This window comes from Arthrobacter sp. C9C5 (assembly GCF_013359735.1).
GTDB lineage: Bacteria > Actinomycetota > Actinomycetes > Actinomycetales > Micrococcaceae > Arthrobacter.
The window spans coordinates 163,006-183,344 of sequence record NZ_JABFMX010000001.1 but is presented as its reverse complement, the minus strand read 5'-3'; the positions used below and the strand labels follow the sequence as shown (position 1 = coordinate 183,344).

Here is a 20,339-nt window from a genome sequence, read left to right as displayed (position 1 = left end):
ACGGCAGGACCCGTCCGGCGCCGCTTGCGCGATACCCCCGGGGGTATTATCGTTGTGAATAGACCACCGGAGGATCCCCGCACGGAGACTCCCCGACCGTCCAACGAAAGAGAGCCCCATGCTTATCGAGCGCATTTACGACGAAGACCTTGCCCAGGCCAGCTATTTCATCGGCTGCCAGGCCAAGGGCGAGGCCCTTGTGGTTGATCCCCGGCGTGATATCGCCGTGTACCAGGACCTCGCTGCCGCGAACGGCATGAAGATCGTGGCTGTCACCGAGACGCACATTCACGCGGACTTCCTCTCCGGCACCCGGGAACTGGCCGCCGCTACCGGCGCCACCGCCTACGTCTCGGGCGAGGGCGGCGCGGACTGGCAGTACGGCTTCGAGGCCGAACGCCTGAACGACAACGACGAGATCGTGCTGGGCAACATCACGGTCAAGGCCCTCCACACCCCCGGGCACACCCCGGAGCACCTGTCCTTCTTGATCACCGACGGCGCATTCGCAGACAAGCCCGGCTACCTGCTCTCGGGTGACTTCGTGTTCTCCGGCGACCTGGGCCGGCCGGACCTGCTGGATGAGGCCGCAGGCGGCGTTGACACCCGCTTCGCGGGCGCCAAGCAGCTGTTCGCCAGCCTGCGGGACAAGTTCCTGACCCTGCCGGACCACGTCCAGGTCCACCCCGGCCACGGCGCCGGCAGCGCCTGCGGCAAGGCCCTGGGCGCGATCCCGTCCTCCACCGTCGGCTACGAACGCCTCTACGCCTGGTGGGGCCCCTACCTGGCCGCAAACGACGAACAGGGCTTCATCGATGAACTCCTCGACGGCCAGCCCGACGCGCACGCCTACTTCGCCCGGATGAAACGCGAAAACCGTGAAGGCCCCGCCGTGATGGGCGAACGCGCCCCGCTCGCCGAGCTCAACACCGCCGACGTCGCCGCCGACCTCGCCGCGGACAAGGTCATCTTCGTTGACACCCGCCCGAACAATGAGGTCCACGAAGGCACCGTCGCCCGGTCGCTGAACATCCCGGCCGGCAAATCCACCGCCAGCTTCGGCGCCTGGGTCGTGAACCCGGAAACCGACAAGAACCCGCTCGTCCTCTTGGCTCCCAGCCAGACCGCCGCGCAGGAGATGTGGGACCACCTGGTCCGCGTCGGCATCGACAACGTCGCCGGTTACGTCAGCGGCGTCGAAGGCCTGCCCGCCAGCACCCCGAAGCTGATCCAGCCCGAGGAACTCGAGGGCTTCGACGCCGCCATGGTCCTGGACGTCCGGAACCGCACCGAACACGCCGCCGGCAACATCCCGGGCTCCTACCAGCTCAGCGGCGGCCGTGTGATGTGGCACCTGGACGAACTCCCCACCGAAGGCACCATCGTGTCCTACTGCCAGAGCGGCGTCCGGAACTCCGTCGCGGCCAGCGCGCTGCGCCGCGCCGGCTACGACGTCGTGGAACTCGACGGCAGCTACGCCGCCTGGGCCGCCCGCAAGAAGGCGCCGGAAACCGTCCCGGCCAGCTAAGCAGGACAAACCAGTAACGCAACACAGTGACAGCGTGGCGGCGGCCCGGGTAACCCGGGTCGCCGCCACAGCTGTGTCCGCGACAAGTACCATCCGCGGCCTTCAGCCGGCGACTGCGGTCAGCGGGGCGATGACCACCGCCCCATCGTCAGCCTCGAGCGGCTCCGCCCCGGCGTCCGGGGCCCCTACGGTGCGGCGAGGCCGTCAAGCCACTCCAGGGCCTCTTTGCGTGAGGTGAAATACGCATGCGGGCAAAAGCCGTGGCGGCCGAGTGCCGCCGCCACGACGGTGTCTACCACGCTGGAACCCAGCAGGGCCACCGCGGACACTGCCTCGGCCCGTTCATAGGTGTGCCTTGCCGCCGCGCTCATTGTCACACCGGATATTTCCACGAGCACGGGCAACTCCCTGCCACCGCTAAGAGCGCGCATCCCCTCGATCGACGCGGCGGCGTCACCGGCGTCGACCTGCGCCCCGGGCGTCCAAACCAGGTGAAAGTGGGGCCCGCAAACTCCGAGCCGGCCCTTGGCCCCTGCGATTAAGATCTCTTCCATACATCCCCCTAGGCCCCAAGATACCCTCCCGGCCGGCCTGAGCAGGCCCGGGCAACGAAAAAGGCGCCGGAGGACCCGTCCTCCGGCGCCTTACGGCCGTGCTGTTTTCTCCCGGGCTGTCCGGTTTAGGAAAGCAGTGCCTGCACCGTCACGTAGGCCGCGACCAGCAGGACCAGGACGCCGAAACCGCGCTTGAGCGCCTTGTCCGGGATCCTGGCTCCGAGCCGGCTCGCGATCAGGGAGGCCACCATTGCCGCGCCCGCGAACGCTGCCGTGACGGCCCAGTCGATCTGCAGGTCACCGAGGTGCGCGGCGAAGCCGGCAATCGAATTGATCACGATTATGACCAGCGAGGTACCGACGGTCACCGCCATCGGCAGGCCCAGGACCAGGGTCAGGGCCGGGACGATCAGGAAGCCGCCGCCGACGCCGAGGAGCCCGGTCAGGAAACCTACGACGGCACCGGTTGCGATGGCCTTGGGCAGGCAGCTGCGCCAGTTGACGCCGCCGCTGGGCAGGGCGCAGGAGCCGCCGGAGGCCTTGGACGGAAGCATCATCCGGATGCCGGCGAAGACCATGATGGCGGCGAAAGCCAGCAGCAGCACCTTCGGGTCGAGCAACCGGTTCACATAAGCGCCCAGGTAGGCAGTAGCCGTGCCGGCGGCACCGATGATGAGGGCCAGCCGCCAGTTCACACCCCGCAGGCGGGGCAGCACCGCGACGGCGGAAGACGCTCCGACAACGACCAGCGACGTCGGGATCGCCGCGGCCAGCGGAAGCCCCACCCCGTAGACGAGGGCCGGGACGGCGAGGATGGACCCGCCGCCTCCAACCAGGCCCAACAGGCCGCCGACGACCAGCCCGAACGCCGCCGCGGTGAGGATCATGCCTTAGAGCCCAGGTTCTGCAGGGCCTGGTGGGCGGTGGGCTCGTTGGCGGAACGGTTCCACGGCATCTTGGAGAGCATCTGGCCCATGGCGCAGCTGTTCGTCGCCGCGGAGAAGGTCAGGCCCGCCCCGATGCCGCCGGCCAGCAGTCCCAGCTTCGGCGAGAGGAACTTGCTGCCGACGATGCTGGCCAGGACGAGGGATCCGGCGGTCATGCGGACCTGGCGTTCCAGCGCCCAGGTGTTGCGGCCCTTCACCACGTTGCCGCCGGCCGCGGCGTAGGCGGGCACCCCGCCGGCCAGCACGCTCGCGCTGCCCAGGCCCACGGCATCAAGGTGCTTCCGGGCCTGCTCGGCCCGGTTCCCGGACTGGCAGACCAGGACCACACGGGTGCCCATCTTGGCGGCGAATTCTTCCGTGTGCTCGCTCAGCATGGGGAGCGGGACATGGTACGAGCCCTTGATGTGCATCGAATCAAACTCGGCACCGCTGCGGACGTCGATCACCATCAGGTCATCGTGGTTGTCCTCCCAGGCCTTGAGCGTGGCAGCGTCAATGGACTGGGGCGCGGACTCGGTCGTAGTGGTCTTGTGTGAGGTAGTCATAGTCACTTTCGGTCTAGCTTGGGTGGTTCTGGCCGCGGATGCGGGAGGCCGCCGTCCACCGGCCCGGAGCCCGCCAGGGCGCAGTCAGGACAGGTGGAGGCCCGGGCGGCACGTGGGGGGAGGCGTCGCCCGGGCAGTTTATGGGGAGTGTCAGCCGGCGGGCAGCCCGGCCTCGGACCAGTCGAGCATCCCGCCGGTCATCGTGTAGGCGGTGAAGCCGGCGGCGGCGAGCTGATCGGCGGCTGCGGCGCTGCGGCGGCCGCTGCGGCAGACGGCGACGACGGGACGGGTCTTGTCCAGTTCGCCCAACCGCGCCGGCAGTTCGCCCAGCGGAATGTGCCGTGCGCCTGCGATCATGCCGGCGGCGACTTCCGCGGGTTCCCGAACGTCCACGATCTGGGCATCGCTGCCGTTCTTGAGCTGCTGGTTGAGTTGCTGGGCGGTAATGTCCATTGATGTGCACCTTTCGGGAGGCATTCGGTAGGGGCATGTGGCCAATCCAGCCACTCACAATATACCCCCAGGGGTATTGGCGCTCAAAATTGGGACGCCTTCAGCGCTTGTCTCTAATACCCCCGGGGGTATATATTTTCCTTATGGCAACCATCGACATCTCTGAAAAGACCTTCAACGACACCATTTCCGGCAACGACATCGTCCTGGTGGACTTCTGGGCAGCCTGGTGCGGTCCGTGCCGCATGTTTGCCCCCACATTCAGCAAAGCTTCCGAAGCCCACCCCGACGTCGTCTTCGCGAAGGTGGACACGGAGGCCGAGCCGGGGCTCTCCGCGGCAGCGCGGATCACCTCGATCCCCACCCTGATGGCCTTCCGCGACGGTATCCTCGTCTTCTCCCAGCCCGGCGCCATGAACGCCAGCGGGCTCGATGAACTCATCACCGCCGTTAAGGGGCTGGACATGGAAGAAATCCGGGCCAAGATGGCCGCCGCGCCCGCGTCCTAACCGCCAGCATCACCAAACCAACGCAGTACCCAACCAGCAGTACCCGCTAAAGGAGAAAACAATGTGCAGTCCCGTCCGTTGCAATAGCTGTGGAAAAATCACCTGGGCCGGCTGCGGCGAGCACGTCGACTCCGTCATGGCCGACGTGCCCACCGAACAGCGCTGCACCTGCAAGTGACTCGTTCCCGGCCGGCCGCGGTGCAGCAGTGCCTGCGCCCAGGCCGGCCGGGCGCATGCCGGCCTCCGCTTCCGGACGGGCTGCGGAACGGACGCCCCTGACGGGGACCGGTCCGCAACAAACCGGCGCCCGTACGGTACGGTCGACAACACGCCGGCAGTAACCTGCTCCGTCCACGGGGACGTCTTCGCTGCCGCTGCCACAGACCATCTGCGCTCGGCCGAAGGGAACCCACGATGTCAGACACCGCCCCAGTACCCTCCCCCACCCCAGCCCCCGATCGTCCCGAACGTTCGGGGAGCGGCGTCCGCTGGGGAATCCTCGGCACCGGATTAATCGCCGGGCTGCAGACTTCGGACCTGGTCGAGCACGGCTTCAGCGTCCAGGCGGTGGGCTCCCGGAACCTCGCAACGGCCCGCGACTTCGCCGGCAGGTTCGGGCTGCCCGCGGCCCATGGCAGCTACGAAGCGCTGGTAAACGACCCCGAGGTGGACGTCATCTACATCTCCTCGCCGCACCCGTTCCATTACGAGAACGCGCTGCTGGCCCTCAACGCCGGCAAGCATGTGCTGGTGGAGAAGCCGTTCGCCATGAACGAGTGGCAGGCGCAGGAAATCGTGGACCTCGCCGCATCGAAGGGGCTGGTTGCCCTCGAAGCGATGTGGACGCGCTACCTCCCGCACATGGTCCGGGTCCGGGAACTGATCGGCTCGGGCGTCCTGGGTGAAGTCCGGACCGTCATCGCGGACCACAACCAGAACCTGCCCAAGGATCCGGAGCACCGGCTCAACGACCCCGCGCTGGGCGGCGGAGCACTCCTTGACCTGGGGATCTATCCGGTCTCCTTCGCCTTCGACGTGTTCGGCGAGCCAGCCCGGATCCAGGCAGCCGCCAGCATGACGGCCACCGGCGTCGACCGCCAGACCGCGATGATCTTCGAATACGCGGACGGACAGCAGGCGGTGCTGCACTGCGCACTGGATACCGCGGGGCCCAACCGGGCCGCGGTGATCGGCACCGAAGGCAGCATCGAGATGGACCCGGTCTGGTACACGCCCACCGGTTTCACCCGGTACGACGACGGCGGCAACGTCGTCGAGCGCTTCGACGAGCCGGTCACCGGCCGCGGCATGCAATACCAGGCGTGGGAAGTCGAGCGGCTCATTGCCGCCGGCGCAATCGCCAACGATGTGCTGTCACCCGGCGAGACCGTCCGGGTCATGGCCGCGCTGGACACCGTCCGAAGCCAGATCGGGCTCAGCTACGCCAGCGACGAACGTTAGGAGCGCGGCAGCCCGGACCCGGCCGGCCTACCGTCCCCGGTCCGGGCGCCGCTCCCGGCGTGCGCGTTCGACGTCGTGAGCACTGGCTGTGTGCCCGCACCCCCTGAGTCCGGCCACGACACCGTCGACGTCTTGATCGGAGCGGTTTTGGCTGAGCTTGGTCTTCCCCTCGATCCTGCTGATCAGCAGTTCGACCCCGACAACGGCGCGCAGCTGGCCGGCGATGTATCGCTCCGGCGCGTCGTCGACTGCCCAAGGCCGGGCTGCATGGGCTTCGTTGAGGTCGGTGAGCCGCCTGACGTGGCCGGCGAGCCAGACCGGATCATCGTGGATGACCAGGGTGCCGTAAACGTGGGCCGTGGAGTAGTTCCAGGTCGGGACGACGCGCCCGTGTTCGGCCTTTGATGCATACCAGGCCGGTGAAATATAGGCGTCGGCCCCCTGCATGATGACCAGGGCCTCGCCCACTGACGGCTCGGACCACTGCGGGTTATTCCGGGCCAGGTGTCCGTGCAGGGCCCCGTGCTCGCCGATGGAGGGATCGTAGACCAAGGGCAGCAAGGTGGCGAGCATGCCGTGCGCGGTCATCGTGACCAGGTTGGCGGCCGCCGGGGCGGTGAGCAGGTCACGGACGGCGCCGGGGCCGGCCGCGAAGTGCGCTGGGATGTACATGGGATTGTCCTTTGCCGTGGGGTGGGGTGCGGGAAGAGTCAGGGCCGCGGTGGTGGCGATGTTGGCCTCAGCCGGACGCGGACGGCGATGCCGGCGCAGGCGATTACCGCGGCCCCGCCAATGAGGGTGGTCGGCGTCAGGGTTTCGCCAAGGAGGAGCGCGGCCCAGGCGATGCTCAGCACGGGCTGGATCAGCTGGATCTGGCTGACTTGGGTCATGGGGCCGATGGCGAGGCCGCGGTACCAGGCGAAGAAGCCAAGGAACATGCTGACGACGCCGAGGTAGGCGAAGGCGGCCCACTGCGCCGGGGTGCCCGACGGTGGCTGCTGGATCATCGTCCACACGGCCAGAAGCAGCATCAGCGGCGCCGCGAGGACGAGCGCCCAGGAGACGGTCTGCCAGGCGCCGAGCTCGCGGGCGAGCAGGCCCCCTTCGGCGTAGCCGATGGCCGCGGCGACGACCGCGCCGAGCAGCAGCAGGTCCGACCAGTGCAGTTGCCCGAAGCCTCCGGGCTGCGCGAAGGCGAAGCCCAGGGCCGCCGCGGCGCCGGCAGCCGTGGCGAGCCAGAAAGCCGCGCGCGGACGCTCGTGGCCGCGGAGGACGACGGCGGTTGCGGTAGCGGCCGGGAGCAGGGCGATAACGACCGCGCCGTGGCTGGCGGGCACACTGGTCAGCGCGAACGAGGTGAGCAGCGGGAAGCCGACCACGATCCCGCCGCCGACCACCGCGAGGCGGGCCCACTGAAGGCCCAGCGGAAATCGCTGACGGGTCAGGATCAGGGCGGTGGCAGCCAGGGCCGCGGCAACGACCGCCCGGCCGGAGCCGATGAACAAAGGCGACAGTCCCGCGACCGCCACCCGGGTGAGGGGAACGGTGAAGGAGAACGCCGCAACTCCGAGCAGTCCCCACCAGAGGCCGCCGCCGGGGCGGCCGGACCGAGGGGTCGGTATCACTGGGCTAAAAATCACAGTAGCGCTACTATTGGCTCTCATGAACCACGATAGCAGTTGGCGGATTGTGACGCAGCTCAAAGAGTGGATCACTCACGCCGCCCCCGGCTCCCGGCTGCCATCCACGCGCGCGCTGGTCGCCGAACACCAGGCCAGTCCCGTCACGGTGCAGAAGGCCCTGCAGGCCCTCGCCGCCCAGGGCCTCATCGAGAGCCGGCCCGGCGTCGGCACCTTCGTCCGGGAGGTCCGGACGGCGCGCCCCTCCGACTACGGCTGGCAGACCGCGGCCCTGCGGACGCCGCACGCGCCACTTCGTTCGGCATCCACCGCGATGCGCAGCGCGGCGAACGATGTCATCGCCCTGCACTCCGGCTACCCGGCCCGCGAACTCCTGCCCGAACGGCTGGTCCGGGCTGCCCTGACCAGGGCGGCCAGGGGCGACGCGGCGCTGTCCCGGGCACCGGCTGCGGGGCTCCCGGAGCTGCAGTCCTGGTTCGCGCACGAGCTGGGTGCCTCGATGCAGGCCGGCGTCACACCGCCGGCTGCGAGCGACGTCGTCGTACTGCCCGGAACCCAAAGCGGACTCAGCTCGATCTTCAGGGCGCTGGTGGGCAGCGGGCAGCCGCTGCTAATGGAATCCCCAAGCTACTGGGGCGCGATTCTGGCTGCTGCCCAGGCCGGCGTGCGCGTCGTTCCTGTTCCGAGCGGACCCGACGGCCCGGATCCGGACGGGTTGGACCGCGCGTTCCAGGAGACCGGGGCGCGGCTGTTCTACGCGCAGGCCAATTACGCCAACCCCACCGGGGCGCAGTGGACGGGCCGGCGCGGCGAAGAGGTCCTGGAGGTCGTGCGCCGGCACGGAGCGTTCCTGGTGGAGGATGACTGGGCCCACGACTTCGGCATCACCTCGGCCCCCTCCCCCGTCGCCGCGCGTGACGATTCCGGGCACGTCGTATATCTGCGGTCCCTGACGAAGAGTGTCTCGCCGGCCATGCGGGTGGGAGCCGTGATCGCGCGCGGCCCGGCACGGGAACGCATCCTCGCGGACCGCGGGGCCGAGTCGATGTATGTCAGCGGCGTCCTCCAGGCCGCTGCCCTCGACGTCGTCACCCAGCCTGCCTGGCAGACGCACCTGCGCAGCGTCCGCCACCAGCTCCAGTCACGCCGCGACCTGCTGGTCACGAGCCTTCGCGAGCATGCCCCGCAGGCCCATCTCACGCTGGTCCCCAAGGGCGGGCTGAACCTCTGGGCCCGCCTCCCTGACGGGACCGACGTCGACCGGCTCAGCGCCGACTGCGAGCGCGCCGGGGTTCTGATCGCCGCCGGCACCGAATGGTTCCCTGCCGAACCCGCAGGCCCCTTCATCCGGCTCAACTACGCCGGGCCGAACCCGGGCGCCTTCCCGGAGGGCGCCCGGATTCTGGGACAGGCGATCGAGCGCAACGGGCAGTAGCGGATGGTGCGGCAGCGGACGGTACGGTAGCGGCCGCTGGTAGGGTCTGCGCATGGATGAAAATTTGGGGAAGTTCATCGACGATTTTGCGCAACTCGTGCAACTTGCGCAGTCCGGCCAGCACCGGGTGCCGTCGGGACCGCAGTTGCTGACGACGCTTACCGAACATTTGGGCGCGCCGGCCGGGTCGGTTTCTGTCGTCGTGGAGGAGATTCCGCCGCACCGGTTCGTCGACGCAGACATCCAGATGGCCGAGCTGGCGCGCGAGGATCCGGAGTCCCGGCTGGTCGGCATCGGCGGTGGCGACCAGCGACACCATCATTCCTTGAGCGACATGCTGCAGCAGGCGCAGGTCTTCCCCCAGTTCCCGCTCTCCCAGCCCGACTACGCAAACCTCGCGGTGGGCCCGGACGAGCAGCGGCAGGCCGTGGCGCTGGGGCTCTGGTTGTTCAGTCACGGCGGACATCCGATCGTGGTGCTGCAACGGGATGCCAACCCCCGCTACGGTCGGCAAACGGCGTCCCTGGAAGTCCTAGCCTGCGCTACCGACACTGCCGCAAGCTTCCTCGCGGAGTTCCGACGTCGGATGCAGCGCCACAGCATCTTGAAGGGACAGGTCATCTCCCTCGTCATGGGCGAGTACGGACCCAGCGCGGCAGGTGTGACCTTCCACGCCCGGCCGGATCTGGCCGCGTCCGATGTCATCCTGCCGGACGGTCTGCTGCAGAAAGTGTCGGACCACGCCCTCGGCATCGCCGAGCACCGGGACACCCTCAACCGGTACGGGCAGCACCTGAAGCGCGGCATCCTGCTCTACGGGCGTCCGGGCACCGGAAAGACCCACACGGTGCGGTATCTGCTGAGCCGGAGCCAAGGTGCCACCGCCATCCTGTTGTCCGGCGGATCGCTTGCCCGGATTTCCGAGGCGGCCACCATGGCCAGGGCGCTGCAGCCCTCCATCGTGGTGCTCGAGGACTGTGACCTCATTGCCGAGGACCGCAGCTTCGGACACGGACCCCAGCCGCTGCTATTCGAGGTGCTCGACGCGATGGATGGCCTGGCCAGCGACGCCGATGTGGCGTTCGTCCTCACCACCAACCGGGTGGACATGCTGGAACGCGCCCTGGCGCAACGCCCCGGGCGGGTGGATCTGGCCGTGGAAATTCCCCTGCCCGCGCGGCCCGAGCGCGTGGCGTTGCTCAAGCTGTATTCACGCGGAATCCCCTTCAGCGCGGCCGCCCTTGAGGAGGCGGCCGCCCGCACCGAAGGAACCACGGCCTCCTTTGCCCGCGAACTGATCCGCCGCGCCGTCGTGGCCGCCGCCCTGGCCGGCGTCCCTGTCGCGGACGACCACCTTCAGACGGCCGTGGGCCAGCTGATGGCCGACGGCGAGGCGCTCACCCGCAGTCTGCTGGGCAGCGGCAGCGGCAGCGACGGAGGCGGGGGCGGCGGCGGCCCTGCCGGCGGCGGCGGGCCTGCCGGTGGCGGATTCCGGGGCTCAGCGGCTTTCTGACTCAACGAGACGTTTCAGATTTGAGAACTGGCGCGTCTGCGTGACCCAGTGCGAGGGCTCGAGCGCCAAAATACTCAGCACCGGTTGAAGCCATGTAGGCCGGAACGACCAATAGCCGCTGACCACCAGCCTGGTCCGGCCCCCCGGCCTGCGGTAGATCATCGTGGCTCCCCCTCAGTGCTCAGATGCGTCCGGAAGAAGGCCAGGATCCGCCGGCGGGCGTCCTCGGCCGAGGGCTCGTGGTAGCCGGCGGCCACCAGTTTCGCCAGCAACTTGTCGCCGAACGTCAGGTCCGACGGGCCATGCCGGTTGAGGAAGCCGTGGCCCGCGCCGGGATAGACCTTGATGTCATGGTCTATCCCGGCGTCAGCCAGCAGCGGCTCCAGCCGGGCGGGCACCTGGCGCACCCCGGGCCAGCGGTCTCTTGCTCCGTAGCTCGCCACGATCGGGCAGGCCCGCGGCATGGCCCGGGCCGTGGCGTCGTCGAGTCCGCCGTAGTTCACGCTGGCCGCGGCGAAGTCGCGATCCGGTGCGAGCATGAGGGCGAAGCCGCCGCCCATGCAGAAGCCCATTACCCCGACGCGGCCTGTGCAGTCTCCGCGTGCCGCCAGCCAAGCACGGGTGAGGTCCAGGTCGCCAAGGGGCCGCCAGCCGCGGATAAGGGACCAGAGGCAGGCTGACCTGCTGCCCCAGTAGAACAGGTCCGGGGCCACCGCGAGGAACCCCTCGCCGGCCAGCCAGTCGGCCTGCTTCCGGATGTCCCGGCTCAGGCCCAGCGCGTCATGGATAACTACGACGCCGGGCCAGGGACCTTCGCCGGCCGGCGTTGCCAAGTAGGCCGGCATTTCCCCGCGGGAAGTGCCAATGATTACCTCGGCCATGGGGCCTCCCGAGAGACTTGAATAATCAGGATCTGATTACCGGCCTACCAGCTACGCAACCCTCGCGGGAAGAGTCATTGGCCACCGACCGGGGCGCGGCCACACGGATGCGTGCCCATGTCAGGTACTCGTCAGTCCCAGCCCAGGGCGGGGCGCAGCTCGCGGGAAATCGCTTCGAGCAGCCGGACATTGAAATCCACGCCCAGCTGGTTCGGGACGGTGACGAGGAGGGTGTCCGCCGCGGCCACGGCGGCGTCACGGGAGAGCTGCTGCACCAGCTGTCCGGGTTCGCCGATGTAGCTGCGCCCGAAGCGGGCAAGGCCGCCGTCGAGGTACCCCACCTGGTCCCGGGCATCCGTCTGCGCACGCAGCCCGAAATAGTGCCGCGATTCGTCGTCGATCAGCGGAATGATGCTGCGTGACACGGAGACCCGCGGGGTGTGGGCGTGTCCGGCTGCTGTCCACGCCTCCCGGAAGCCGGCAATCTGCTCCGCCTGCAGCTGGTCGAAGGGAACCCCGGTGTCCTCGGTCAACAGGGTGGAGGACATCAGGTTCATGCCCTGCTGTCCTGCCCACCGTGCGGTGGCCCGGCTTCCGGCACCCCACCAGATCCGTTCCGGGAGGGTTGCTGAGCGAGGCTGGATCGGGGCCGGTCCCGTGTGCCCGCCGAACTGCGGATTGGGGCGGGCAAGGCCGGCGCCGGAGATGGCGTTCCGGAGACCGGTGCCGTCACCACCTACACCTACGACGCCGTGCAGCGGCTCAAGACCGCCGTCACAGGCACCGTCACCGAAGCCTGGACCTACGACCTGAACGGCAACCGGCTCACCGCCGCCAAAACCGGAACCGGAACCCTGCACTCCGCCTACAACGCCGCGGACCAGCTCTGCTGGACCGGCCCCTCCGCGGCCGCCTGCACCGCACCGCCGTCCGGGGCCTCCACCTTCACCTACGACGCCAACGGCAACACCACTAAAGCCGGCACACCAACCATGGCCTGGAACACCTTCGACCAGATGACCTCGTTCACTTCGGGCACCACGACAAACTTTGCCTACGCCGGATCATCCAACACCGAACGCACCACCGCCGGAGCCACCACTTTCCTCAACGGTTCCCTCGGCATCACCCGGCAGACCACCGCGGGGGCGAACACCTCGTTCATCCGCGACCCGGACGGTACGCTCATCAGCATGCGCAACAGTGCCGGTGCGAGCTTCTACTACACCACCGATGCGCTGGGCTCCACGATCCTTCTCACCGACAGCGCCCAGGCCAAAGTCGCCACCTACGCCTACGACTCCTGGGGCAACACCACCGCCACCGGCACCCAGGCCGCGGCCAACCCCTTCCGGTACGCCGGCGGCTACAAAGACACCGCCACCGGGCACACCAAATTCGGCGCCCGCTACTACGATGCCGGAATTGGCCGCTTCACCCAGCCCGACCCTTCCGGACTGGAGGAAAACCGCTATCTCTATACAGACTCCAATCCCATCAACCGAACTGATCCTACGGGCCTTTTTGACACCATCGACGGGGTTGCCGGGGTACTTGGGGCCTTTGTTGGCGCCTTTGCCGGCGGGTTGGTGGGGCTTGCTGTGGCCGGGCCAGTCGGTCTGACGGCCGGCAGGGATTGTTGCCTCCGGATCCGAAAACTCCCTGAGGGGACAAGGTACTCTCTCAGGTGGCGAAGCCCTGGGGTCCTGTGCGTTCGGAATCATCAACAGAGTCCTCGGAGGATAGAAGATGATTGAAGACACAGGAGACAAGAGGATGCGAGTTTTTCGTCCCGTGCACTACGCGGTAGCCGGAGCTTATGCCGTATTGTCTTCCGTCGCCAGCGTAGTGCTGAACCTGGGTGTCCTCGCCTCCGCCCTCGTTGTGGGGTTGCCGATCGCTGCTGTAGCGGCATTTGTCCTTCTGTCGAAGGGACAGCTGGGCAAGGGTGGCAAGGAATTCGACACTACTGGAGCCACCACAAGGGCCACGATGACCTCCCCGCTTCCGCCTGGAGCCGTCAAGGAGATCATCAAGGGCAACGTGCGAGACCATGAACGTTTTGAATTGCTGCATGAAGACCAGGTTGAACTCCTGATCAAGGCCGGGGTTTCAGCATTCACCTGGGGCGAAGACATCGTCGTACGTCTCCATCCTGTCGCAAGTGGTACTCGTATTGAGGCCGAATGCCAACATAAGCAGAGAACGGCAATTGTTGACTTTGGGCAGTCAAGGCGGGACCTGCAACAGGTACTGCGCGGAGTAAGCTCAGCCTCGGAGCAGCCCTAAAAGCCTCGATCGGATATACCACTCGGCTGGACGTTTTCTCCGGAATATCAGTGACAAAGGACGGGTGCAATTGATGCTTCGATTATGCGGTAATCCTGGCAACGATCCGGGCCGCAAGCGCCTGGTCCGACGCGCCGATCCGGGTCACGACAGCGCGGGCCTCTGACTCGTCCACCCAGTCGAAGACGGTCCCGCCGGCATTCCGGACGGCGACGGCCAGGCCCTCGCATCGGGTGCCGAGAATATTTGCCCGTCCGGTGAGCGCGTTCATGCCGCGGCGCAGCTGCACGACGTCGGCCGCCGCGGCGTCCGGGAGGTCATCGACGTCGACGTTGCGGACGTAGGTGCGGACCAGGTCGGTGCCGAGGGTGTGGTTGTCCTTGGCGTAGGCGAGCCGGTCCAGGGAGAGAGCGAACCGGGCTGCCGGGTCGGCGGCGATCCGGGCCGTCGTCTCGGCCAGGAATGCCTGCGCCGGTCATGCGGTCTATGCGGGTTATGTGTTTTGTTGGAGGGTGTGGGCGAGGCGGTAGGAGTCGGTTCCGGTTTCGATGATGGTGCCTTTGAAGGTGAGTCTGTCGACGATGGCGGCGCAGAGTCGGGGGTCGGTGAAGGTTTTGGTCCAGCCGGAGAAGGATTCGTTGGTGGCGATGGCTACGGATGCTTTTTCTTCGCGTTCGGTGAGGACTTGGAAGAGGAGCTCGGCGCCGCGTTTGTCCAGTTCCATGTAGCCGAGTTCGTCGATGCACAGCAGGTCCACGCGTCCGTAGCGGGCGATGGTCTTGGCGAGAGCTTTGTCGTTTTCCGCCTCGACGAGCTCGTTCACGAGCCGGGTGGCGAGGGTGTATTTGACCCTGAAGCCTTTCTCAGCCGCGGCGGTGCCCAGTCCGATGAGCAGGTGGGACTTCCCGGTTCCGGAATCACCGATCAGGCAGAGGGGCTGGCCCTTACGGATCCAGTCCCCGGCCGCCAGGGTGTGGATCGTGGCCGGGTTGATGTTCGGGTTCGCGTCGAAATCGAAGTCTCCGAGCCATTTATCCCGCGGGAATCCGGCGGATTTGACCCGGCGGACCGAGGATCGCCGGTCGCGGTCATCGCACTCGGCCAGCAGCAGTTCGGCGAGGAAGCCCTGGTAGGAGAGCTGCTCCTTGCCGGCGACGGAGACGGCTTCGTCGAGGACGGCACGGATCGTAGGGAGCCGGAGGCGCCGGCAGGCCTGGGCCACGGCCGCCGCGGCGGCTTGTTCGGTCAGTCCGCGTCGCCGGCGCAGGGTCTGGGACACGACAACGGGTGCGGTGGGGCTCATGAGACGTGCTCCTTGCTCGGTGACGCTTGCTGCGGGTCGGTGGAGTGGGTGGTGCGTTTGTTCAGGAGCTGGTCGTAGCCGGCCACGGTCGGCAGCGGGCGTTTGTCCGGTGGGAGGCCGGCGATCACTGCCGCGGGGTCCGCGAGGCGGCGCTGGGTGAGACTGACGATGCGGTGCTCGACGAGTTCTTCTTTCGCGCCGGAATCGCAATCTGGCCGGACCCACCCCGGGGAGTTCCGTTCCGCGGCGACCCGCCGTGCTTCGACTGCGACGACGTCCGCGCTGACCGCCCCGACTTGCAGGGCGGCCGTGATCCCGGCGACGACGTCTGCGTCGTCCATGACCCGGTGCAACAGCAGGACGTCGATGAGTTCGCGGGTTGCGGCGGTGTCGCCGTCGGTTTTGCGGGCGGCGGCCCAGAATGCGTCATGGGCCGGGGTGAACACCCCCGATTTCCGGGCCTGAGCCAGCGCTGTGGAGCCGGGCAGGGCGCCGGGTTTGAATTTCAGGACCTCGAGGTAGTGATCCAGCTGCACGCATTGCCCGCCCCGGGCCACGGTCCGCGGATGGGTGGCGACGAGGGCCCGGCCGTCGAAGATCCTCACCTGCGTGGCCTGCAGGGAGACCCGGACTCTGCGGTTGATGAACCGCACCGGCACCGAGTACTTCGTGGACCGGACGGTGATGAGCGAGGAGCGGTCCACCCGCGGGGTCAGGGCCAGACCCGGGTCGAAGCCCTCTGCCGGCAGCGGCGCCAGCAGGGGTTGTTCGGCGGCGAAGTCCTGGCCGATGGTCCTGAGCCGCTGGGAGATTCTGCGGCGGTCCTCCGCGTCATCCCAAACCCGCAGCTTGTCGTTGAGTTCGGCCAGGGTGGCCACGGCCGGGACAGGGGTGAGGAAGTTCCTGCGGAACCGTCCGACTTCGCCTTCGATCCCGCCTTTCTCGTGGGCGCCCTTGATGCCCGGTTCGCAGTAGAAGGCATCGAAGCCGTAGTGGGATTTGAAGAGCACCCAGCGTTCGTTCTCCACGCGTTGCCGGCCGGCCCCGTATACGACTTTCGTGACAGCCGAGGTCAGGTTGTCATAGCGGATATGCCTGCTCGGGACGCCACCCAAAACGGTGAACGCCTCGATATGGCCCTCCAGAAATGCTTCCTGCGCGCAGGTCGGGTACACGCGGTGAACGGATTTGCCCGAGTTCGAGAGCCGGAACGCGAACATGTAACACCGGGTCCGGACTCCGGCCAGGTCCACCCACACATCACCGAAATCCACCTCTGCCTCCGCACCGGGCGCGCGTTCCTGAGGCACGAAGGCCTCCACCGGGGCGTTCCCCGCCTCGACGGCGATAGCGGTCCTGCGGGCCTTCACGTACTGGCGAACGGTGGAGTAGGAGATCACGGCCTGGTGCTCATCGACCAGGCGGTCAAAAATCCGTTGGGCGGTATGGCGTTGCTTCCGCGGAGCGTCCAGGTCAGCCAGCAGCATCCCATCAACGACGCCTTTGAGCGGGCCCAGCTTCGGGGCCTCCCGGGCGGAAACTTTTCGCTCAGGTGGTTCCGCAGCGGCCAGCGCCTGCCGGACCGTTCTTCGGGAGACCCGGTGTTCCCGGGCGAGGCAGCGGATCGATGAGCCCTTGATCCTGGCATCCCGGCGGATCCTCGCGAACAACTCCACTCTCGACTCCATCACTGCCTTCCACCGTCGGGAAAAACTCTGATGGAATCAACCGTGGGGTGGGCTCAACTGAAAGTGCGATTCATCAACCGGCGAGCCGCGAAGTGGGCCCAACTCAGACTGCAAAACCGGTCCCCACTCAAACTGCCATAATCACATTAGGCTGAATGGCTATGGGGAAGAATCAAAAGCTGCTTGCACTGGCCAACGGATTTCTGGGTGCTCTTGCGGCACGCGGCGTCACCGACATCGCTACGGACAATATTGCCTTCGAGGGCCCTTTCCTCGCCGCCTGGCGCCAGTGGCAACCCACAGTCCGGTCACCTGAGATACTTCCCAAAATCGAATTTGGCGGTGTAAACCAGCCCCGCAACATCATCTTCCGGGTGGACCGGTCGACGTCCCCCTTCAAAAACGTTCGGTCTGAAGGGCTCGATCCGAACCCTCACAATTCCAAGCCCGAGGAATTCCTTGCAGACTGGTGCACGGACCTGCCGGTCAGCGACTGGCTTAACTTGGCCGACCTCTTTCTGCAGGAAGTTGACGCCAGGAACGCCCGGGCAGCAGATCGTAGTTAGCCCCGGCGTCTCGCAGGGTGTGTTGGAGCTTAAGTCCTCTATCCAAAATCAGACAATGAACCGTTATCGTCGGCCGTTATGGTTAGGCCATGCAACAACTCTTTGATTTCGCCTTCGCGCGGCTGGACCACGCCGAGTCGAAGCGCCGAGAATTCGGTGAATCCTGGAAACAATACATCTCACAGCACCCTTGGGACATCGACGTCCGGAACGTTACTCCGACTACGTTTGAAATCTTGGCCGTCACACGCGAGCAGGCACCTGTGCAATTATCGCTGGCATTCAGCGATTGGCTCGCGACGATTCGCGCTGCCTTGGATAACGGTCTCTATGCGTGGGTTGCATCAGCCACCGGACAAGATCCGCCTCCGCTGGCTGAACGAATCCAATACCCAATCTGCTCGACGGCGAAGGAGTACGCAAGCCAACGCAAGCGGCTATCCGGAGTTCCGGTAGACATTCTGGACAAGGTTGAGGCAGCCCAGCCCTATCAGTCTCCTTATGGGCCGGAGAGCAACCTCTTCTATTGGGTCCACGAACTTGCCCGCACCGATCGACACCGAAGCTTGCACGTGGGGTTGGGAAGGGTCGGCGCGCATCGGATCCGTCTGCACCTGCCCAACGACGTGACGGCTACCTTTGACGAGTCAGTGAAGCCCTACCACCACATCGTTGGCGAACTCGTGGTCGGACGCTTCACTACGAGCAAGGCAATCTCGCGCTTCGCTATCAAAGCAGACCTGACTGGAGTAGGAATCGACCCCGAAATTCAGGCCTGGGCTGGATTCAATATGGCGGGACAGCGGCCATCCCTACAGCAGAGGATGACCTACACAGAGCTATTCACACGCAACAACCTGGAGAACATGGCGTTGTTCAGCGGGATAGAACCATTGGGCGGCTTTACAACTTTGGACCCAGCCGACGCAACATGAGCTGCGGCGGACTCGCTCACCTCTGAAGCGTGTCGGATTCGTGGTTGGAGCTCTCTAGAATGCAATATCAATGGCGGGCCATGGTCGCCGGGGTATTGCGACGCTCGGGACAGCTTTGAGCTGCGGGGAGGGTTCCACCTGCCCCCAACGGGCCAACCGCGAGGGAAGGGTGGGCGGGCTGAATGATTGCCCGGCTGCATGCCTTGAGTGGATATGAGGAAGCCCCCGCGCGAATCCAAGGACTCAAGCGTGGAGGCTCCAGGCTCTCCAAGCTGGGAGACCGTAGCGCCTCCTCAGCGAGCTCACTGGCCGCGGACGCCGGCCGGGAGGAGCTGCCGGAGCGTGGCGTGTTCATCGGCGGGCCGGGCGGCCGCCGGTTCGGCCGGCACGCCAGCCTGGAACGGTCTCGTCCAAGAACCTGACCTTCACAGCGTCGAGGTCGCCGCTATTGCCAGTTATAGGAAGTTATAGCCACTTATAGGAAAAAACCAATAACCCCCTATAACTCCGTATGACTCGGCGGTTGAACCCGGCGGAACCGCAAAGCCCAGGCTCAGGTGCGCTGCCGAAATTCGGCGCGGTGACGAATCCGTGGCCCCTCCTTCGAGCTCCTCGGAGCACCGGACGGAGCTGCCCCGGCTGGATGTCTCATTCAAGGCATTCGCGTGGGTGCGAGTCCACGGTCCGGTTCGGGCGCGGCGTGTCGCGTGGATCAATCAGGTTGCTCGGCTCCAGCCGGGACCTGAATGGGTAATAAATCAGCAACATAATGACCGTTATGTTGTGGGCGATGAAGTCACCCGGCCGAGGGTGAGCGTCACGCCCGGCGCGTTTGCCCTACCGAGTCGCAGGAGAGCGCCCTCCCCCGACTAGACCACGAACTTCGAGGCGCGCCTGTACCGGAGTAAAAGGCTGGCCCTGGGCGTGAACTCGGAGTCAACTACGAGACCCGGCAGCAGTACCTGAGGGCTGGCGGGAAGGAGAGGAAGGAGAAGCCTCCGCCTAGAGGGGCGCCCGAGGGGATCAATCTTTGTCGCGGTGGTCTTGAACGGGTGCGGTACGCAGCTTCCAGTTAGAAGGGACAGAGCTCGACATCCTCCGCGAGGTAAACGCGCCCCTCCGGGTCGTCGGAGAACAGTGCCACAACGTACTGGAGTTTGCCCTCCTTCTCGGAAAACTCCAAGACCTTCCCCACTGCTTTGTCAATGTTGCGGTAGACATGCATCGACCCGTACTTCTTCGCAAAGTATTCAAAGCGCCGTGAACGGCCCAACTCCGCCTGCTTTGCTTCAGCTTCGATCCATTTCTCCATGTCGCCAGAACGCGGATCGGATGTGATGCCGCGGACGAGGTTCAGTATTTCGTCGACTTTCTGTTCCACAGTCCGCTTCGACTTCGCGTCACCGGCCGCCGCTTCCACTGTGGCGAGTGTTGTCTGAGCGCCGTCCATGAGCTTGGGCCAGAATGCGTCGAAAATGGTTCCAAGGACTTCAGGCGCTAGAGGGGTCTTGCACCGCCGGTTTATGGTTCCCAAAAGGCCCCGCATATCTTCCTCGGACTTAATCTCAGTGAGCTGCAGGTTGCTCAGAGGGCCGGCGTAATCTTCCTTACTCAGCCCAACGAGTACAGGACATATGCCTGCCTTGCCGAATTTGTTGAGCATCGCGCCGGCTTCGAAATTGAGCCAAGGCTCGTGCTGATTTTCCGCGGTGATGAATACGATGCCAAGATCGGTCGTCGTCAGGTTCGTTGTAATCGTCTCAAACCACGGGTCACCCTTGCCGATGTCGAGCGACAGGAACGGCTCACTGCACTCTTGAATTACGTTCGGCAACCACTTAGCAAACAGCTTGGCAGTTTCACGACTCAGATCCTTGGACCAGCTCAGGAAGACTCTCACAAGGTGAGCATACCGGGCACCTCATCATGCCAGGCGGCGCCCGGCGAGGTCGCGAGTTCATACCGGCCCGCGCGGCCTGCTTGGGTAGGCCCCCGGTAGCGGCCCAGCACTTGAGCAATAGTGAATTTTATTTCTGCGTTTAGGTTTCCCAGTAGCGTGAGTTCTTTGGGGGTAGGCATCGGTGCTCAATGT

Annotated in this window: 22 protein-coding genes; 10 read left to right on the top strand and 12 right to left on the bottom strand. The window is 66.2% G+C overall.

Going from position 1 to position 20,339, the window contains the following annotated elements; genetic code table 11:
- Positions 1 to 118: 118 nt before the first annotated feature.
- Entirely contained in the window at positions 119 to 1,528 is a 1,410-nt protein-coding gene (locus HNO80_RS00900; RefSeq protein ID WP_175320970.1) for an MBL fold metallo-hydrolase, read from the top strand.
- A gap of 185 nt (positions 1,529 to 1,713) precedes the next feature.
- On the opposite strand, the gene HNO80_RS00895 is transcribed toward HNO80_RS00900, so the two are convergent.
- From HNO80_RS00895 to HNO80_RS00880, 4 genes are all read right to left on the bottom strand, one after another.
- Complete coding sequence (locus HNO80_RS00895) at positions 1,714 to 2,082, bottom strand: DUF7793 family protein (protein WP_175320969.1); 369 nt, start codon at positions 2,080 to 2,082, stop codon at positions 1,714 to 1,716.
- Between the two features lie 125 nt (positions 2,083 to 2,207).
- Positions 2,208 to 2,969 carry a sulfite exporter TauE/SafE family protein gene (locus tag HNO80_RS00890; RefSeq protein ID WP_175320968.1) on the bottom strand — a complete coding sequence of 254 codons (762 nt, stop codon included), beginning with the start codon at positions 2,967 to 2,969 and terminating at the stop codon, positions 2,208 to 2,210.
- Positions 2,966 to 3,574: a rhodanese-like domain-containing protein gene (locus HNO80_RS00885; protein ID WP_175320967.1), complete on the bottom strand. Its 609-nt coding sequence runs from the start codon at positions 3,572 to 3,574 to the stop codon at positions 2,966 to 2,968. The genes HNO80_RS00890 and HNO80_RS00885 overlap by 4 nt, the downstream gene beginning before the upstream one ends.
- 150 nt (positions 3,575 to 3,724) lie before the next feature.
- The gene (locus tag HNO80_RS00880) at positions 3,725 to 4,027 is read right to left on the bottom strand and encodes a rhodanese-like domain-containing protein (RefSeq protein ID WP_175320966.1); all 303 of its coding nucleotides are present in this window, start codon (positions 4,025 to 4,027) and stop codon (positions 3,725 to 3,727) included.
- Between the two features lie 143 nt (positions 4,028 to 4,170).
- On the opposite strand from HNO80_RS00880, the gene trxA reads away from it, so the two are divergent.
- The 3 genes from trxA to HNO80_RS00870 all read left to right on the top strand — a co-directional run bounded on the left by trxA (position 4,171) and on the right by HNO80_RS00870 (position 5,997).
- The gene (gene trxA, locus HNO80_RS00875; protein ID WP_175320965.1) at positions 4,171 to 4,536 is read left to right on the top strand and encodes a thioredoxin; all 366 of its coding nucleotides are present in this window, start codon (positions 4,171 to 4,173) and stop codon (positions 4,534 to 4,536) included.
- Positions 4,460 to 4,714, top strand: coding sequence for a DUF8730 family Cys-rich protein (locus HNO80_RS18180; RefSeq protein ID WP_502707793.1), 255 nt, complete (start codon positions 4,460 to 4,462; stop codon positions 4,712 to 4,714). Before trxA ends, HNO80_RS18180 begins: the two co-directional genes overlap by 77 nt.
- A 236-nt stretch (positions 4,715 to 4,950) precedes the next feature.
- The gene (locus HNO80_RS00870) at positions 4,951 to 5,997 is read left to right on the top strand and encodes a Gfo/Idh/MocA family protein (RefSeq protein WP_175320964.1); all 1,047 of its coding nucleotides are present in this window, start codon (positions 4,951 to 4,953) and stop codon (positions 5,995 to 5,997) included.
- Between the two features lie 27 nt (positions 5,998 to 6,024).
- Here the strand turns inward: HNO80_RS00870 and HNO80_RS00865 are convergent, their stop codons facing one another.
- Both HNO80_RS00865 and HNO80_RS00860 read right to left on the bottom strand, forming a co-directional pair.
- Positions 6,025 to 6,669 (bottom strand): FMN-binding negative transcriptional regulator, encoded by a 645-nt coding sequence (locus HNO80_RS00865; protein ID WP_175320963.1) that lies wholly within the window; start codon positions 6,667 to 6,669, stop codon positions 6,025 to 6,027.
- A gap of 38 nt (positions 6,670 to 6,707) precedes the next feature.
- Positions 6,708 to 7,661: a DMT family transporter gene (locus HNO80_RS00860; protein WP_175320962.1), complete on the bottom strand. Its 954-nt coding sequence runs from the start codon at positions 7,659 to 7,661 to the stop codon at positions 6,708 to 6,710.
- Between HNO80_RS00860 and HNO80_RS00855 the strand changes: the two genes are divergently transcribed.
- Positions 7,660 to 9,072, top strand: coding sequence for an aminotransferase-like domain-containing protein (locus HNO80_RS00855; protein WP_175320961.1), 1,413 nt, complete (start codon positions 7,660 to 7,662; stop codon positions 9,070 to 9,072). The two genes, HNO80_RS00860 and HNO80_RS00855, sit on opposite strands and share 2 nt — an antisense overlap.
- Positions 9,073 to 9,124: 52 nt before the next feature.
- A complete protein-coding gene (locus HNO80_RS00850; RefSeq protein WP_175320960.1) occupies positions 9,125 to 10,585 on the top strand; it encodes an AAA family ATPase in 1,461 nt (486 codons plus the stop codon).
- A gap of 158 nt (positions 10,586 to 10,743) precedes the next feature.
- Here the strand turns inward: HNO80_RS00850 and HNO80_RS00845 are convergent, their stop codons facing one another.
- Both HNO80_RS00845 and HNO80_RS00840 read right to left on the bottom strand, forming a co-directional pair.
- Positions 10,744 to 11,466, bottom strand: coding sequence for a dienelactone hydrolase family protein (locus HNO80_RS00845; RefSeq protein WP_175320959.1), 723 nt, complete (start codon positions 11,464 to 11,466; stop codon positions 10,744 to 10,746).
- Positions 11,467 to 11,597: 131 nt separating this feature from the next.
- Positions 11,598 to 12,023, bottom strand: a complete 426-nt coding sequence (locus tag HNO80_RS00840; RefSeq protein WP_175320958.1) for a flavin-dependent oxidoreductase — start codon at positions 12,021 to 12,023, stop codon at positions 11,598 to 11,600.
- 102 nt (positions 12,024 to 12,125) lie between these two features.
- Between HNO80_RS00840 and HNO80_RS17835 the strand changes: the two genes are divergently transcribed.
- Together HNO80_RS17835 and HNO80_RS00830 are read left to right on the top strand one after the other, a co-directional pair.
- Positions 12,126 to 13,223, top strand: coding sequence for an RHS repeat-associated core domain-containing protein (locus tag HNO80_RS17835; RefSeq protein ID WP_502707792.1), 1,098 nt, complete (start codon positions 12,126 to 12,128; stop codon positions 13,221 to 13,223).
- Positions 13,216 to 13,755, top strand: a complete 540-nt coding sequence (locus HNO80_RS00830) for a hypothetical protein (protein WP_175320957.1) — start codon at positions 13,216 to 13,218, stop codon at positions 13,753 to 13,755. Before HNO80_RS17835 ends, HNO80_RS00830 begins: the two co-directional genes overlap by 8 nt.
- A gap of 82 nt (positions 13,756 to 13,837) precedes the next feature.
- Here HNO80_RS00830 and HNO80_RS17830 read toward each other — a convergent pair whose 3' ends face one another.
- From HNO80_RS17830 to istA, 3 genes are all read right to left on the bottom strand, one after another.
- On the bottom strand, positions 13,838 to 14,026 hold the full coding sequence (locus HNO80_RS17830) for a hypothetical protein (RefSeq protein WP_249777079.1): 189 nt from the start codon (positions 14,024 to 14,026) through the stop codon (positions 13,838 to 13,840).
- Between the two features lie 222 nt (positions 14,027 to 14,248).
- Positions 14,249 to 15,058, bottom strand: a complete 810-nt coding sequence (gene istB / locus HNO80_RS00820) for an IS21-like element helper ATPase IstB (protein ID WP_175320956.1) — start codon at positions 15,056 to 15,058, stop codon at positions 14,249 to 14,251.
- Positions 15,055 to 16,746 carry an IS21 family transposase gene (gene istA / locus HNO80_RS00815; RefSeq protein WP_175321094.1) on the bottom strand — a complete coding sequence of 564 codons (1,692 nt, stop codon included), beginning with the start codon at positions 16,744 to 16,746 and terminating at the stop codon, positions 15,055 to 15,057. Before istA ends, istB begins: the two co-directional genes overlap by 4 nt.
- A 161-nt stretch (positions 16,747 to 16,907) precedes the next feature.
- Here istA and HNO80_RS00810 point away from each other — a divergent pair, with 161 nt between their 5' ends.
- Both HNO80_RS00810 and HNO80_RS00805 read left to right on the top strand, forming a co-directional pair.
- Positions 16,908 to 17,312 (top strand): hypothetical protein, encoded by a 405-nt coding sequence (locus HNO80_RS00810; protein WP_175320955.1) that lies wholly within the window; start codon positions 16,908 to 16,910, stop codon positions 17,310 to 17,312.
- An 89-nt stretch (positions 17,313 to 17,401) separates the two neighbouring features.
- Positions 17,402 to 18,247 (top strand): hypothetical protein, encoded by an 846-nt coding sequence (locus HNO80_RS00805; protein ID WP_175320954.1) that lies wholly within the window; start codon positions 17,402 to 17,404, stop codon positions 18,245 to 18,247.
- Between the two features lie 1,072 nt (positions 18,248 to 19,319).
- Here HNO80_RS00805 and HNO80_RS00800 read toward each other — a convergent pair.
- On the bottom strand, positions 19,320 to 20,147 hold the full coding sequence (locus HNO80_RS00800) for a TIR domain-containing protein (protein ID WP_175320953.1): 828 nt from the start codon (positions 20,145 to 20,147) through the stop codon (positions 19,320 to 19,322).
- Between the last annotated feature and the right edge of the window lie 192 nt (positions 20,148 to 20,339).

Coding starts and splice junctions, on each gene's coding strand:
- HNO80_RS00885 (WP_175320967.1), bottom strand. CDS start 3,574: ATGACTACCTCACACAAGACCACTACGACCGAGTCCGCGCCCCAGTCC.
- HNO80_RS00880 (WP_175320966.1), bottom strand. CDS start 4,027: ATGGACATTACCGCCCAGCAACTCAACCAGCAGCTCAAGAACGGCAGC.
- HNO80_RS18180 (WP_502707793.1), top strand. CDS start 4,460: ATGAACTCATCACCGCCGTTAAGGGGCTGGACATGGAAGAAATCCGGG.
- HNO80_RS17830 (WP_249777079.1), bottom strand. CDS start 14,026: ATGAACGCGCTCACCGGACGGGCAAATATTCTCGGCACCCGATGCGAG.
- HNO80_RS00830 (WP_175320957.1), top strand. CDS start 13,216: ATGATTGAAGACACAGGAGACAAGAGGATGCGAGTTTTTCGTCCCGTG.
- trxA (WP_175320965.1), top strand. CDS start 4,171: ATGGCAACCATCGACATCTCTGAAAAGACCTTCAACGACACCATTTCC.
- HNO80_RS00890 (WP_175320968.1), bottom strand. CDS start 2,969: ATGATCCTCACCGCGGCGGCGTTCGGGCTGGTCGTCGGCGGCCTGTTG.
- HNO80_RS00865 (WP_175320963.1), bottom strand. CDS start 6,669: ATGTACATCCCAGCGCACTTCGCGGCCGGCCCCGGCGCCGTCCGTGAC.
- HNO80_RS00900 (WP_175320970.1), top strand. CDS start 119: ATGCTTATCGAGCGCATTTACGACGAAGACCTTGCCCAGGCCAGCTAT.
- HNO80_RS00810 (WP_175320955.1), top strand. CDS start 16,908: ATGGGGAAGAATCAAAAGCTGCTTGCACTGGCCAACGGATTTCTGGGT.
- istB (WP_175320956.1), bottom strand. CDS start 15,058: ATGAGCCCCACCGCACCCGTTGTCGTGTCCCAGACCCTGCGCCGGCGA.
- istA (WP_175321094.1), bottom strand. CDS start 16,746: ATGGAGTCGAGAGTGGAGTTGTTCGCGAGGATCCGCCGGGATGCCAGG.
- HNO80_RS00870 (WP_175320964.1), top strand. CDS start 4,951: ATGTCAGACACCGCCCCAGTACCCTCCCCCACCCCAGCCCCCGATCGT.
- HNO80_RS00860 (WP_175320962.1), bottom strand. CDS start 7,661: ATGAGAGCCAATAGTAGCGCTACTGTGATTTTTAGCCCAGTGATACCG.
- HNO80_RS00845 (WP_175320959.1), bottom strand. CDS start 11,466: ATGGCCGAGGTAATCATTGGCACTTCCCGCGGGGAAATGCCGGCCTAC.
- HNO80_RS00855 (WP_175320961.1), top strand. CDS start 7,660: ATGAACCACGATAGCAGTTGGCGGATTGTGACGCAGCTCAAAGAGTGG.
- HNO80_RS00895 (WP_175320969.1), bottom strand. CDS start 2,082: ATGGAAGAGATCTTAATCGCAGGGGCCAAGGGCCGGCTCGGAGTTTGC.
- HNO80_RS00850 (WP_175320960.1), top strand. CDS start 9,125: ATGGATGAAAATTTGGGGAAGTTCATCGACGATTTTGCGCAACTCGTG.
- HNO80_RS00840 (WP_175320958.1), bottom strand. CDS start 12,023: ATGAACCTGATGTCCTCCACCCTGTTGACCGAGGACACCGGGGTTCCC.
- HNO80_RS00805 (WP_175320954.1), top strand. CDS start 17,402: ATGCAACAACTCTTTGATTTCGCCTTCGCGCGGCTGGACCACGCCGAG.